Origin of the sequence: Arthrobacter gandavensis (genome assembly GCF_039528575.1) — a bacterium.
GTDB classification, from domain to species: domain Bacteria; phylum Actinomycetota; class Actinomycetes; order Actinomycetales; family Micrococcaceae; genus Arthrobacter_B; species Arthrobacter_B citreus_B.
Genome location: NZ_BAAALV010000002.1, coordinates 436291 through 450000 on the forward strand (window position 1 = coordinate 436291; position 13710 = coordinate 450000).

The 13710-nt window shown below is 64.9% G+C and carries 10 protein-coding genes; 6 read left to right on the top strand and 4 right to left on the bottom strand.

Annotation, left to right across the window (positions count from 1 at the left end; all coding sequences use genetic code 11):
• The first annotated feature begins 4 nt into the window (after positions 1 to 4).
• Positions 5 to 1405, top strand: a complete 1401-nt coding sequence (locus ABFX29_RS05245; RefSeq protein ID WP_152225469.1) for an alkaline phosphatase family protein — start codon at positions 5 to 7, stop codon at positions 1403 to 1405.
• A gap of 335 nt (positions 1406 to 1740) precedes the next feature.
• Positions 1741 to 3825 (top strand): PQQ-dependent sugar dehydrogenase, encoded by a 2085-nt coding sequence (locus tag ABFX29_RS05250; protein WP_152225470.1) that lies wholly within the window; start codon positions 1741 to 1743, stop codon positions 3823 to 3825.
• Positions 3826 to 3934: 109 nt separating this feature from the next.
• On the opposite strand, the gene ABFX29_RS05255 is transcribed toward ABFX29_RS05250, so the two are convergent.
• From ABFX29_RS05255 to ABFX29_RS05270, 4 genes are all read right to left on the bottom strand, one after another.
• A complete protein-coding gene (locus ABFX29_RS05255) occupies positions 3935 to 5170 on the bottom strand; it encodes an ROK family protein (RefSeq protein ID WP_170287699.1) in 1236 nt (411 codons plus the stop codon).
• Between the two features lie 126 nt (positions 5171 to 5296).
• Entirely contained in the window at positions 5297 to 6376 is a 1080-nt protein-coding gene (locus ABFX29_RS05260; RefSeq protein WP_246167219.1) for a polyprenyl synthetase family protein, read from the bottom strand.
• A 64-nt stretch (positions 6377 to 6440) separates the two neighbouring features.
• The gene (locus ABFX29_RS05265; protein WP_152225474.1) at positions 6441 to 7499 is read right to left on the bottom strand and encodes an ABC transporter permease; all 1059 of its coding nucleotides are present in this window, start codon (positions 7497 to 7499) and stop codon (positions 6441 to 6443) included.
• Positions 7496 to 9013, bottom strand: a complete 1518-nt coding sequence (locus ABFX29_RS05270) for a sugar ABC transporter ATP-binding protein (protein WP_152225476.1) — start codon at positions 9011 to 9013, stop codon at positions 7496 to 7498. The genes ABFX29_RS05265 and ABFX29_RS05270 overlap by 4 nt, the downstream gene beginning before the upstream one ends.
• A 163-nt stretch (positions 9014 to 9176) precedes the next feature.
• Here ABFX29_RS05270 and ABFX29_RS05275 point away from each other — a divergent pair, with 163 nt between their 5' ends.
• The 4 genes from ABFX29_RS05275 (at position 9177) to ABFX29_RS05290 (ending at position 13697) form a co-directional block, all read left to right on the top strand.
• A complete protein-coding gene (locus tag ABFX29_RS05275; protein WP_152225478.1) occupies positions 9177 to 10220 on the top strand; it encodes a substrate-binding domain-containing protein in 1044 nt (347 codons plus the stop codon).
• 114 nt (positions 10221 to 10334) lie between these two features.
• On the top strand, positions 10335 to 11471 hold the full coding sequence (locus ABFX29_RS05280) for a Gfo/Idh/MocA family protein (protein ID WP_152227208.1): 1137 nt from the start codon (positions 10335 to 10337) through the stop codon (positions 11469 to 11471).
• A 45-nt stretch (positions 11472 to 11516) separates the two neighbouring features.
• Positions 11517 to 12518 (top strand): sugar phosphate isomerase/epimerase family protein, encoded by a 1002-nt coding sequence (locus ABFX29_RS05285; protein ID WP_152225480.1) that lies wholly within the window; start codon positions 11517 to 11519, stop codon positions 12516 to 12518.
• A gap of 177 nt (positions 12519 to 12695) precedes the next feature.
• Complete coding sequence (locus ABFX29_RS05290) at positions 12696 to 13697, top strand: acetamidase/formamidase family protein (RefSeq protein ID WP_152225482.1); 1002 nt, start codon at positions 12696 to 12698, stop codon at positions 13695 to 13697.
• Positions 13698 to 13710: the final 13 nt, after the last annotated feature.

Genomic DNA, 13710 nt, shown 5'->3' on the forward strand with positions numbered 1-13710 from the left:
GCCCTTGAAACCGGTATTGCTGCTCGACGTCGTGGGACTCACGGGACAGTCACTGCGCCACATGCCCCATTTGTCCAGGCTCGCTGCCGGGGGATGGTCGTCCGAACTGGCCACCGTCCTTCCGGCGGTGACCTGCACTGTGCAGTCCACCATGCTGACCGGCCTGCCGCCGTCCGAGCACGGGATTGTTGGCAACGGCTGGTACTTCCGTGAACTCGGGGAAGTGTTCCTCTGGCGCCAGCACAACAAGCTGGTCAGCGGGGAGAAAATCTGGGAGAGCGCCCGCCGCAAGGAACCGGACTACCGGGCAGGCAACGTCTGCTGGTGGTACGCCATGGGCATGTCCACGGACCTGACGGTCACGCCCCGCCCGATTTACCACGCGGACGGCAGGAAATCCCCGGATGCGTACATCCGGCCCTCGGAACTGCATGACGAACTGGTGGCCAGGTTCGGCGAGTTTCCGCTGTTCCAGTACTGGGGGCCCACTGCGGCCATCGCGTCGACCCAGTGGATTGCGGAGTCCACCAGGCACATCATGCGGACCCAGGCACCCGACCTCCTGATGGCCTACCTGCCGCACCTCGACTACGACCTCCAGCGCTTTGGGCCCAGCCATCCCCGGGCAGCCGCCGCGGCCGCAGAACTCGACGCCGCACTGGTTCCGCTGCTGGGGGAGGCCGTGTCCCGCGGATACGCGGTGATAGCCGTATCTGAATACGGCATTGAAGAGGCGCACCTGCCGGTGGACATCAACCGCGTCCTGCGCAGGGAGGGCCTGCTGGAGGTCTATGTGCAGGACGGAAAAGAGCAGCTGGACACGTGGACGTCCCGCGCCTTTGCGGTTGCGGATCACCAGGTGGCACATGTTTACGTTTCGAACCCCGGTGACGTCGCCCGGACGGCCGCGATCCTGAAGGAAACCAGCGGAGTTGACGAAGTCCTGGACCGGAACGCGCAGGCGAAGTACGGGCTGGACCATGAGCGGTCCGGTGAGCTGGTGGTGATTGCCGAGCCCGGCGCCTGGTTTACCTACTATTTCTGGCTGGACGATGCACGTGCGCCCGAGTACGCGCGCGGCGTGGACATCCACAGGAAGCCCGGCTACGACCCGAGTGAGCTGTTCTTCAACCCGGAGGACCGGCTGGCCAAGGCCAAGGCCGGCCTGAACCTGGTGCGGAAGAAGGCAGGCCTGCGCTACGCCATGAGTACGGTGCCGCTCGACGCCCGCCATGTGCGCGGTACCCACGGCCGGCTTCCGGGGTCCCGGGAGAGCACGCCGCTGGTCATCTCTTCCGAGCAGGCCATGCCGCCGTTCGCCGAAGAACTGATGCGGCTCGGGAAACAGATTCCGGCAGCCGCGGTGAAATCGCTTGTGCTGCAGACCCAGGGGTTGCCTGAATGACGCCGAACTGACTTTCGCTCTGCATACAACAAACTGCCGATAGGCCTCTGTGTCGCCCTCGGCCTATTTTGCTCCGCCCTTGTATTCCGGGAGTTGTAGAAAGTTTTTAGAAAGGAGGCCTTTGTTTTTTCAAACCACTAGCGGTTCCTGAAAGCCTCAATTAGCGTTCTATCTGACCTGACTCCGGCTGGTCCGGGTCCTCAATGGCGAGAAGAGAGAGAGCGATGACAGTCAAAAGACACGGGTTAGCGCAATCACCCGGGCATCAGGCGGATGCCAAAACCTCCGCCAGGCGTACACGGCGGACCGGGGCAGCACTTGCACTGGCCGCGCTGATGGCAGTTTCCCTGGCAGCAGTTCCGGCGCAGGCTAAACCGAAGCCCGCTCCGCCCACAGCCCCGCCGGACTCCGCGTTCCAGAAGGTGACGCTTAATGACTACCCGGGCGAGCCCGTTGACCTTGCCGTGCTCCCCAACAGCGACGTCCTGCACACCACCCGCCAGGGCGAAGTGTGGCTCAATGACGCCGAGTCCGGTCTGAACACCCTGGCCGCAACGGTGGACGTCTATGAGCATGACGAAGAAGGCCTGCAGAGCATTGCCGTTGACCCGAACTTCGGAAAGAAGGGCAACAACTGGGTCTACATGTACTACTCCCCGCCGCTGGACACGCCGGTGGATGACCCCGCTACACCGGGCATCAACGAGGGCGATGCGCCAACAACCGGCACGGCTGAGGACTTTGAGCCGTTCAAGGGATATCTCCAGCTCTCACGGTTCCAGTTCGATGGAAGCACCATCAACATGGACAGTGAACAGCGGATGCTGCAGGTCCCGGTGGACCGCGGAACCTGCTGCCACGTCGGCGGAGATATTGTTTTCGACGCCAAGGGCAACCTGTATCTCTCCACGGGTGACGACACCAACCCCTTCTCCTCCGGAGGCTACACTCCGATCGATGAGCGGCCGGAAGTCAACCCGGCGTTCGATGCGCAGCGCACTTCCGCGAACACGAACGACCTCCGCGGAAAGGTGCTTCGCATAACCCCCACGAAGGACGGCGGCTACACGATTCCGAAGGGCAACCTCTTCGCTCCGGGAACACCGCTGACGCGTCCCGAGATTTATGTGATGGGGCTCCGCAATCCGTTCCGCATTGAATTGAACCAAAAGACCGGTGAGCTCTTTATTGGGGACTACTCTCCCGACGCCGGCACGGCGGACCCGCTGAGGGGCCCGGCTGGAACCGGCAAGTGGGCAGTGGTCACCGAACCGTCCAACTACGGATGGCCGTACTGCGCCACGGCCGAGCTGCCGTACGTGGACTACGACTTTGCCACGGGAACGTCCGGAGAACCGTTCAACTGCGCTGCGCCCGTGAACGAGTCGCCCAACAACACCGGGATGCGCGAGCTGCCGCCGGTGGCACAGCCCCAGGTCTGGTACTCCTACGGGCCGTCTCCGGAGTTCCCGGAACTTGGAACCGGCGGAATCGGTCCCATGGCCGGTCCGGTCTACCACTTCGACAAGAAGGCCAGCAAGGGACGGGCGCCCGTTGCCTGGCCCGAGTACTACGACGGAAAGTCCTTCCTGTACGAGTGGACCCGCGACTACATCAAGGCCATGACCACCAAGGGCGGCGCGCTCGTCTCCATTGAAGACGTTGTGGATTCCCTCATCGTGGACAACCCCATGGACATGGAGTTCGGCCCCAACGGTGCGCTCTACGTGCTGGAATACGGCGACGGGTACTTTGGCGAGAACCCGGACGCCCAGCTCTCCCGCATCGACTTCATTGGCGAGGGCGGAAACCACACGCCGGTCGCCGTTGCCACCGGCACCCCCACAGTGGGCATGTCACCGCTCACCGTCCAGTTCTCCAGTGCGGGAACCACGGACGCGGACGGCGACAGGCTGCGTTACGCCTGGGACTTCAACTCCGATGGAGTGGTGGACTCGCGCGAGCCCAATCCCACCTACACCTACGGGGAAATCGGAACGTACACGGCGAACCTCCAGGTGACAGACCAGGGCGGGAAGCACCGGGGCAAGTACTCCTCGGCAGAGGTGTTCATTGAAGTGGGCAACCAGGCGCCGGTGGTGGAGTTCGTGACTCCCGTTGCCGGACAGTCCTTCCAGTTCGGTGACACTGTCAGCTACGAAGTCCGGGTGACGGATGACCAGCCGGTTGACTGCTCGCGTGTCCAGGTGACCTACATCCTGGGCCATGACAACCACGGCCACCCGCAGACCACCACCACCGGCTGCACCGGATCCATCGTCACCACAGTGCCTGAGGGGCATGATCCCGCTACCGACAATCTGTCGGGCGTTTTCAGCGCCTCCTACACTGACTCGGGCGACGGCGGCACAGGTCCGCTCACGGGAACCGCGGAAGTTGTGCTGGTCCCCGGCAACTAAGGCCGCAGGCTGCATCAACAGGACCGACCTATAAATAAGGAACAGGAAAAGGACCCCTGCGCCGGGAAACCGGTGCAGGGGTCCTTCGCTGTGGGGCAGCAGAGGGCCGTTACTGGGCTGCCGGCCGCTGCAGGAAACCGGCCGGGTCCGCCAGGAGCGGTTCGAAAACCAGCTCCGCGGCTCCTATCAGGATGGGGTCGTCGCCCAGCGGAGCAAGCTCGATCCTCACGTTTTCCCATGGCCCGCGGGTTCCGGAGCCGGCCAGCGCTTCTTCCAGGGCCCCCGGTGCCGCCCGGACCAGGATGCGAAGGAAACCGCCCAGGACTACCACTGAGGGGTTGATAAGGCTCATCACCGATTTCAGGCCCACTGCCAGCAGCCCGATTTGCTGCTGGATGACCGAGCGCAGCCGCTCGTTGGCGGACCCGTCCCGGAGTTTCTCCAGGAGTGCTTCCTCAAGGTCTTCGATTTCGCCGGACGGCAGGCCCACCGCCTCAATCAAAGCCGCCCTGGTGACCTCCGCTTCCAGGCAGCCGAAGGAACCGCAGGTACAGGCCGCTCCGCCGGTGCGTACGTGGGTGTGCCCAAGCTGTCCGGCAAATCCGGTGGCCCCGCGGATCAGGCGGCCGTCGCTGATGACGCCGCCGCCGATTCCGCTGGCCCCGCCGTACAGGTACACCAGGTCTGCCACGCCCCGCCCGGCACCAAACGCGGCTTGGGCGCGGGCGCCCACAACGGCGTCGTTCGCTGTGAAAACCGGCAGCCCCATGGCCTCGCCCAGGCGGGAGCTCAACGGTTCGTCCTGCCATCCCAGGTGCGGCGCGTCGATGACTGTTCCGTCATCAGGGCGCACCAGCCCGGGTATCGCCAGGCCCACGCCCATGACCCGGTGGCCGTCCGGCAGGGAGGTGCGCATGCCCGCGTAGATGGCGGACACGATGTTGACCACCTCAACCCCGGACGGTGCCCGGACAGTATGGAAACGGACAGTATTAACGATGTGCCCGCCGAGCGAGACCAGGGCGACGCTGACGACGTCGACATCCGGGTTGACGGCCAGCGCCAGGGCGGCGGGGCTTGGCTCGATCATGATGCTGGGGCGGCCGTGCTGCTGCGCTGGATCCAGGTCGCTTTCAACGGCCAGGCCCAGCTGGGACAGCTCACCGACCAGGGCCGCAATCGTGGAACGGTTCAACCCGGTGGTGCGGGTGAGCTGGGCACGGGAAATCCCGCCGGTGGAGTGGACAAGCTGCAGGACAGTCGAGAGATTGTGCTGGCGGCTTGAATCCCGGTTGCTGCCCAGATACGTGCGGGCAGGGGTCCTGCCCAAGGCTGAGTCAGTCATTCGGCACGGCCGCATTCCACGCAGACATATTCTTCCCCCGTAGTAGGTCCTTCTGGCGGACGGGCCAGAACCGGACTAGTTTCCCATAGTATTCCCGCTCCAGGCCGCCGTCCGCGGCGGACGGGCTCAGGGGGAGTGAAGCCCGGCGACGAGCGAGTGCATGAGGCTCTCCAGGCTCTCCGCCAGGGCCGCCGGAATCTCTTCCCCCAGTTGTTTCACGGCAGCATGCGCATGTTCGGATGCCAGCTGCACTGCATGGTCCCGGGCGCCGCACTCCGTGAGCAGGTCCCGGACCTTCTGCACCTCTGCCGCTGTCATCCCGGCCCCGCCCATGAGCTCCGAAATCCGGCCCCACTGCGGTTTGGAGGCTGCGTAGGAGAGCAGGACAGTCCGTTTGCCTTCCCGGAGATCCCCGCTGTTCGTCTTCCCCGTGTCCGCTTCGTCCCCAAATGTCCCGCGGACATCGTCGGCAATCTGGTAGGCAATTCCGGCGTCGCGTCCGAAGGCAGCCAGCGTTGCAGCCGCGGGGGCTGCGGCGCCTGCCAGCACCGCACCGGCCTGGAGCGGTGCCTCGAAAGAGTAGACGGCGGTCTTCCTGCGGGCCACCGTCCGCACCTCCCCGGGTGAGGGCATTTCAACTGCCCGGGCGAACTCGACGTCCAGGAGCTCCCCGCCGATTGAAGAGAAGACGGCGTGGTCCAGGATCGCACTGAGCTCGGCCCGGACCCCGCTGTCCGCTGCGACGCTTTCATGGAGGCGGTACGCCCCGGCAAGGACCAGGTCTCCGGCCAGCAGTCCGGCAGCCATGCCGGCATGCTGCGCAGCTTCCTCGGTGGCGCCCGCACGCCGCGACTTGTTCGCGTAGTGCCCGGAGAGGTTGGGAACACCGTGCCTGACTACGTCCCTGTCAATCACGTCGTCGTGGATGAGGAACGCGTTATGCAGGAGTTCATAGACGGCGGCGAGCCGCGCAGCGGCCGCCGGGTCCCTTCCGCCCAGCTGGCGGTAGGCGAGCATGAGGAGTCGCGGACGGAACCGCTTGCCGCAGGCAGCGTTCCGTTCAATGGCTTCCCAGAGGCTGAGGTAGGCCGGATGGACGGAGACCGCCCGGAGCTTGGCATCCGTGAAGAACTGGTCCAGGACGTCTTCAACCAGTCCCAGCCCGGGGCCGGTTTCCACTGCGTACTCTGCGTCAAGGAATTTCACTGGTGCGCGCCCTCTGCTTCGTTCTTGATGCCCGGCTGGTGTGCCCGCGGCTGTCCGCGGGCGGTTATCCGCCCCGTTTGGACGGCCGCTTGGTAGCGAAGCGCTGCTGCAGCAGGACCGCGACAACGATGATCGTGCCCTTGACGATGGCCTGGACGGAAGTGTCCAGGTTGTTCTGCGTGAAGATGTTGGTGAGGGTGGCGAAAATCAGCACGCCCAGGACGGTGCCCGTGATGGTGCCGCGGCCGCCGATCAGCAGGGTGCCGCCCACCACAACGGCGGCAATCGCGTCGAGTTCCAACAGCAGGCCGTGGGTCGAGGTGCCGGCCGTTGTCCGGCCAAGCATCATGACTGCGCCGATGCCGGCGAAAAGTCCGGACAGGACATACAGCGCTACCAGGTGCCGCTTGACCTTGATGCCGGCAAGCCGGGCGGCTTCGCGGTTGCCGCCGATGGCAACGGTCCGCCGCCCAAACGTGGTGCGGTTCAGCAGGAACCAGCCCACGGCGGCGGCCAGGATGAAAATCCACACGAGGACCGGAATGCCGAGGAACTCACCGCGCATGGCCTTGGAGAAGTCCCGATTGGTGACGATCTGCGTGCTGCGCCCTGAGATGAGCTCAGCCAGGCCGCGTGCCCCCACCAGCGTCGCGAGTGTCGCGATGAAGGCAACCACGTTTCCGTAGGCGATCACCACGCCGTTGAGCAGTCCGACTCCCGCGCCGACGGCAAGAGCCACCAAAACCATCAGCAGCCACGACGACTGCGTTGCCGCGAGCTGGACGCTGGTGAGGCTGGCGACCACGGTAGCCAGCCCCAGGACCGAACCCACGGACAGGTCGATGCCCCCGGCCGTAATGACAAAGGTGACGCCAATGCTGACGACGCCAAGGATGGACGCGTACCGCAGGATGGTTAGCCAGTTCTCCACATTGAGGAACCGGTCACCGCTGGTGATGGCACCGACGGCGACGAGCAGGCCCAGAGCGACGACGAGCCCAAGGCTGCGCCCGGCTGAACCACCCAGGGCATTCTTCAGCGGGTTGGTCCCGGAGGAGCTGCTGCTGCTGCCGCCCGGCGGGGTGTTGGTCGGATCAGCGACCGTGGTGTTTGGCTCGCTCACGCGGCACTTCCCTTCATGATGAGATCGAGCACGCCATGCTCGTCAATGTCGCTTGGATTCTTTTCGGCCAGGACGTTGCCGTCGTCGATGATGAGCACCTTGTCCGCAAGCCCCAGCACTTCTTCGATTTCGCTGGAGACGACGATGATGGCTGTCCCGTCGGCTGCGAGCCTTCGGATCAGGTTGTAGATCTCCGCACGTGCGCCGACGTCGACGCCCCGGGTGGGTTCGTCGAGCAGCAGCACCGGTGTTCCGTGGACAACCCAGCGGGCCAGGAGGATCTTTTGCTGGTTGCCGCCGGAAAGCGTGCGGGTGGGCCGGTCCGGATCCGCCGGACGCAGTTCCAACGCGGTGATCTGGTCCCGGGCTGCGTCCCGCTCCGCCTTTTCATTGAGGTAGCCGGCGCGTGCGAACCGTTCGAACGTGGACAGCGTGACGTTCTTGAACAGGGGCTCATCCAGGATGAGGCCCTGGCTTTTCCGTTCTTCGGGAGAGAGCCCGATTCCTGCTTTGACGGCAGCGGGCACTGAACCCGGGCGGAGGCGTTTTCCGTTGACCGAGATCCTGCCCGAGGTAGGTTTGCGGACGCCGCAGATGGTCTCCAGGATCTCTGAGCGCTTGGAGCCCACCAGCCCGGCGAATCCCAGGATCTCTCCCGCCCGCAGCTGGAAACTGACCTTGCTGAACTCTCCCCGCAGCTGGAGGTCCTCCACGTCCAGGACCACCGGAGCATCCGGAGAAACCGGCTTCCGCGGCGGAAAGACGTTTTCGACGTCCCGTCCGGTCATCAACCGGACCAGTTCCGACCGTGAAGTCTCCGTGACCCGAAGTCCGCTGGCGGTGCTCTTGCCGTCCTTGAGGACCGAAATCCGGTCACCGATCTGGCGGATTTCCTCCAGGCGGTGGGAGATATACACCACCGCGATTCCCTGCGCAGTGAGCTCCCGAATCACGCGGAAGAGGTTCGCCACCTCACCTGAATCGAGGATGGCGCTGGGCTCGTCCATGATGATGAGCTTCGTATCGCGGGACAGGGCACGGGCCAGGCTGACGATCTGCTTGTTCGCAGCGGACAGTGTTCCCACCTCAGCCGCCGGCGAGAGCCTGCTGTGTCCGAGCCGCTTCAGCAGGTCACGGGTCAGCCCGCGGGTCTTCCTCACATTGAGGATCCCGCCCGCCGCCTTTTCATGGCCCAGGAAAATGTTCTCCGCCACGGTGAGTCCGTCCACGACGTCCAGTTCCTGGTACATGGTGGCGATGCCCAGGGCCAGGGCTTCCGTCGGATGGCGAAGCGAGACTTCCCTGCCCTCCCACAGAATCGCCCCGCCGTCCGGTTCATGCACTCCGGAGAGGGTTTTGATCAGGGTGGACTTGCCGGCCCCGTTTTGGCCCATCACGCAGTGGACCTCTCCGGGAAGCACCTGGAGGTCCACGCCCTTGAGTACCTGTACGGCGCCAAAGTGCTTCGAGAGGCCGCGCACCTCGAGCAAAGGGGGCTGATCTTCATCGAACATGTGAGGAACCTAACACATTATGTCGGCAGTCGGTATAAGGTCGTCGATTATTTTCAATCTTCTGTTATTGTGATGCGGGTCACGCAAAGTTGCGGCTTTCAGAGGTGGCCGTGTCCTTGCCTAAGACGCAGCGAAGACGCACCGACTCAATGAGGAGACACAGATGCCTGCAGTTCTTAAGAAACGGAAAATGCTCATCCACGCCGGTGCCTTCCTGGCAGTAGGCGCCCTGGTCGCCGGGTGTTCATCCGGAGATGACGGGGGCGACAGCCAGCCCACCAATGCGTCGGTCGAGGGCAACGAAGCCGAGGGTGACACCGTCGTCATCGGATTCTCCGGCCCGGCAGCAGACCACGGCTGGCTTGGCGCCATCAACAGCGCCGCGATTGCTGCCGCAGAGGACCTCCCTGACGTTGAACTGCGGGTCGCGGAAGGCACCAACGACGCCAACCTCCAGATCAGCCAGGTTGAACAGTTCATCAACGACGGCGTCGACGCCATCGTGCTGCTGCCCACGGACGGTGCCGCGCTGACCCAGGTCGCCGCCCAGGCCACCGAGGCCGGTATTCCGGTCATCAACGTTGACCGTGAGTTCTCCAGCCCCACCGCCGCACGTGCCACCGTGCTGGGGGACAACTACGGCATGGGCGTGAGCGCCGGCAACTACATTTGCGAGAGGCTTGAGGGCCAGAACGACGCCGTCGTCGCGGAAATCGCCGGAATCGACTCGCTGCCGCTGACGCAGGACCGCAGCCAGGGCTTCGCTGACGCCCTCGAGTCCTGCGGACTGGAAGTAAGCAACCGGGTGGCCGCAGACTTCACCGTCCAGGGCGGGGAGGCAACGACGTCGCAGCTGCTCTCCGCAGCCCCGGAGATCGACGCCATTTGGAACCACGACGACGATCAGGGCATCGGTGTGCTGGCAGCGATCGACAATGCCGGCCGGGATGAGTTCTTTATGGTCGGCGGAGCCGGATCGGCCAACGCCATGCGGGAGATCCAGTCCGGTGAAAGCGTCCTGGAAGCCACGGTGATCTACCCGTCCACCCAGGCAGCCGACGGAATCCGTCTGGCCCGGCTGATCGCGCAGAACAAGGCAATGAGCGACCTGGTTGAAGTTGAGGTCCCGAAGCGCATTGTCCTGAACGCGCCGGTCGTCACCAAGGAGAACGTCGAGCAGTACCTGCCGACTGCCTTCGAATCCTAGGACCGAAGGGCGGGGCGCCTGAACAGGCGACGGGTGCCCCGCGCTGCCGCTGAGCTTTTCAACCGCCGGATAAGAGGAAACATGCTGAACGACGTCTCACCCCTGAGAGTTGCCATGATCGGCCACGGATTCATGGGTGCTGCCCATTCGCAGGGATGGCGGGTTGCACCCCGCTTCTTTGACCTGCCTGCAGCTCCGGAAATGACCCTGCTTGTGGGGCGCGACGCCTCGCGGGCGGAAGCGGCAGCACGCAAATGGGGCTGGGAGCAGACGGAGACCGACTGGCGGGCAGCGGTGGCCCGCGATGACATCGACGTCATAGACATCGTTACCCCCGGCGCATCCCACGCCAAGATCGCCATTGCCGCCCTCGAAGCCGGCAAGCACGTGCTCTGCGAGAAACCCCTGGCCAACACCCTCGAGGAAGCAGAGGCCATGGCCGCCGCTGCCGAGAGGGCCGACGGCATGGCCATGGTTGGCTTCACCTACCGCAGGGTGCCCGCGGCATCCTTCGCCCGGGACCTGGTGCAGTCCGGTGCCATTGGCGAGATCCGGCAGGTGCGTGCCGTCTACCTTCAGGACTGGCTGGTTGACCCCGACGCTCCGCTGACGTGGCGGTTGCAGAAGGACGCCGCCGGCTCCGGGGCGCTGGGAGATCTGGGTGCCCACGCCGTCGACCTGGCGCAGTTCATCACCGGCCAGAAGATCACCTCGGTCAGCGGCACCCTTAATACCTTTGTCCACGAGCGCCCCCTGCTGGGTGAGGCGTCCGGCCTGGCCGGGACGGGGACAGAGGAACGCGGTCCGGTCACCGTGGACGACCTCGCACTGTTTAACAGCCGGTTCGACGGCGGTGCCATGGGTTCCTTCGAAGCGACCCGGATGTCCACCGGTCGGAAAAACGCGCTACGGGTGGAAGTGGCAGGTTCGCGCGGTGCCGTCAGCTTCGACCTGGAAAAGATGAACTCCCTGGGCTTCTACGATGCGACGGCGCCGGCAACCCGCCAGGGATTCACCGACATCATGGTCACCGAACCCGAACACCCCTACATGTCAGCATGGTGGCCCACCGGGCACATGCTGGGCTACGAGCACGGATTCACGCACCAGGTGAGGGACTTTGTGGAAGCCATCGCCGCAGGCCGCCAGCCTGAACCGTCCTTCGCGGACGGGCTGCAGGTGCAGAAGGTCCTCAGCGGGGTGGAACGCAGCGCGGCAAACGAGAGCACCTGGACCAAAACCGAAAGCTGATGAGCTCCGGACACAGCTGTCCGGCCAACACCGAGGAGAAATTCAATGGCACGTAATTTCACCCTTTTTACCGGACAGTGGGCGGACCTCCCGTTCGAGGAAGTCGCACGGCTGGCCTCGTCCTGGGGATACGACGGCCTGGAAATCACGGTTGCCGGAGACCATCTGGACGCCTGGCGCTGGGACGACGAGGATTACGTCGGCGAAAAGCTTGAGCTGCTGGAGAAGTACAACCTCAAGGTCTGGACCATCTCCAATCACCTCAAGGGCCAGGCAGTCTGCGACGATCCCATCGACTTCCGGCACAAGGCGATCGTCGGTTCGCGGGTCTGGGGCGACGGCGACCCCGAAGGTGTGCGGCAGCGTGCAGCGGAGGAAATGAAGAACACGGCCCGCCTGGCCCGCGCCCTCGGCGTGAAAACGGTGGTCGGGTTCACCGGTTCCTCCATCTGGCAGTACGTGGCAATGTTCCCGCCGGTCCCGCAGAGCGTGATCGACGCCGGCTACCAGGACTTCGCCGACCGCTGGAATCCCATCCTGGACGTTTTCGATGAGTGCGGTGTCCGGTTCGCACACGAGGTCCACCCCTCGGAGATCGCGTACGACTACTGGACGACCAAGCGCACCCTCGAAGCCGTGAACCACCGGCCGGCCTTCGGGCTCAACTGGGACCCCAGCCACTTTATGTGGCAGGGCATCGACCCCGTGGGCTTCATCTACGACTTCAAGGACCGGATCTACCACGTTGACTGCAAGGACACGCTCCTGAACCTCAGCGGACAGCGGACCGTCCTTGGATCCCATCTGCCCTGGGGCGACCCGCGGCGCGGCTGGGACTTCGTCTCCGCGGGGCGGGGGAGTGTCCCCTGGGAAGCGAGCTTCCGTGCCCTGGCCGCCATTGGCTACGACGGCCCCATCTCCGTGGAGTGGGAAGACGCCTCGATGGACCGCCTGCACGGTGCACCCGAAGCGCTGGAGCGGCTGCGCGCCTATGACTACCCGGCGCCGTCGGCCTCCTTCGACGCCGCCTTCGGTACCGACGACTGACGCACCCGGAGCGGCCCTGGGACCAGGGCCGCTCCGGGTTGCCCACCTCCGGCTGGGACCGCGCAGCTTCAGTTTTTCGTTGGATGTGCCGGCTGTTCCTGAAAACCCACGCGACACGACCAAACCGGCTTCGCTCCCCGTATCCAGAAGCCAGAACTTTCGCTAGGCTCGCGGCGCATGGAGATCATTGAGTATCGCCCCCGCCCGGACCAGCTGGTTTACACCTTCGGCGGTGCTGAACCGGTGATGCGGATCAACCCGGGAACCGCGCTGAAACTTTGGTCGGAGGACGCCTTCAATAACGCGCTCACCTCTGTGGAGGACCTGTCCAGCGAGAAGGTCAACCTGAACTTCGTGAACCCGCAGACCGGCCCGTTCTTTGTTGAAGGCGCCGAGCCGGGGGACACCCTCGCCCTGCACATCGTGGACCTGACGCCGGCCCGCAGCTACGGCGCGTCCGCCACCATCCCGTTCTTCGGCGGGCTCACCAGCACCGACCGCACCGCGTTCCTGCAGGACCCGCTGCCGGACACCACCTGGATCTACCACGTCGATTCCGCCCGGCAGACGGTGGGGTTCTCCGCCCGGTTCGGGGACTTCGACGTCGCCCTGCCGCTGGAACCCATGCTCGGTACCGTTGGCGTGGCTCCGCCGGGCGGTCAGGTGCGGTCTTCGCTGGTGCCCGAGCGTTTCGGCGGGAACATGGACGCCCCCGAGGTGAAAGCCGGAACCACCGTGTACCTCGGCGTAAACCAGCCCGGTGCACTCTTCTCGATTGGCGACGGGCACTACCGGCAGGGCGAGGGCGAAGCGTGCGGCACCGCCGTCGAGGGTGCCATGCACTCCACGATCCTGGTGGAGCTGATCAAGGGCGGTGCGCCGGCGTGGCCGCGGCTCGAGACCGACGCAGAGTGGATGGCCGTGGGATCGTCCCGGCCCATGGAGGATTCCTGGCGGATCGGGCAGGTGGAGATGGTGCGCTGGTTCGGCGAATTGTTCGGGCTGCACCAGATGGACGCCTACCAGCTGCTCACTCAAACCGCGCAGGCACCGATCGCGAATGCGGTGGATGCCAACTATTCAGTGGTGGTCAAAGCCCGGAAGTCCCTGTTCCCCGCGGCCGACGCCTACGACGGCCTGCACGCCGACCTGCGCCGGCGCAGCGCAGAACTTCTCTAGCCACAAGGAGCAG

What these genes read in the sequence shown, in the direction of transcription:
- ABFX29_RS05270 (WP_152225476.1), bottom strand. Translation starts at nt 9,013, where the DNA reads ATGTTCGATGAAGATCAGCCCCCTTTGCTCGAGGTGCGCGGCCTCTCG.
- ABFX29_RS05255 (WP_170287699.1), bottom strand. Translation starts at nt 5,170, where the DNA reads ATGACTGACTCAGCCTTGGGCAGGACCCCTGCCCGCACGTATCTGGGC.
- ABFX29_RS05290 (WP_152225482.1), top strand. Translation starts at nt 12,696, where the DNA reads ATGGAGATCATTGAGTATCGCCCCCGCCCGGACCAGCTGGTTTACACC.
- ABFX29_RS05250 (WP_152225470.1), top strand. Translation starts at nt 1,741, where the DNA reads ATGGCAGTTTCCCTGGCAGCAGTTCCGGCGCAGGCTAAACCGAAGCCC.
- ABFX29_RS05275 (WP_152225478.1), top strand. Translation starts at nt 9,177, where the DNA reads ATGCCTGCAGTTCTTAAGAAACGGAAAATGCTCATCCACGCCGGTGCC.
- ABFX29_RS05280 (WP_152227208.1), top strand. Translation starts at nt 10,335, where the DNA reads ATGATCGGCCACGGATTCATGGGTGCTGCCCATTCGCAGGGATGGCGG.
- ABFX29_RS05285 (WP_152225480.1), top strand. Translation starts at nt 11,517, where the DNA reads ATGGCACGTAATTTCACCCTTTTTACCGGACAGTGGGCGGACCTCCCG.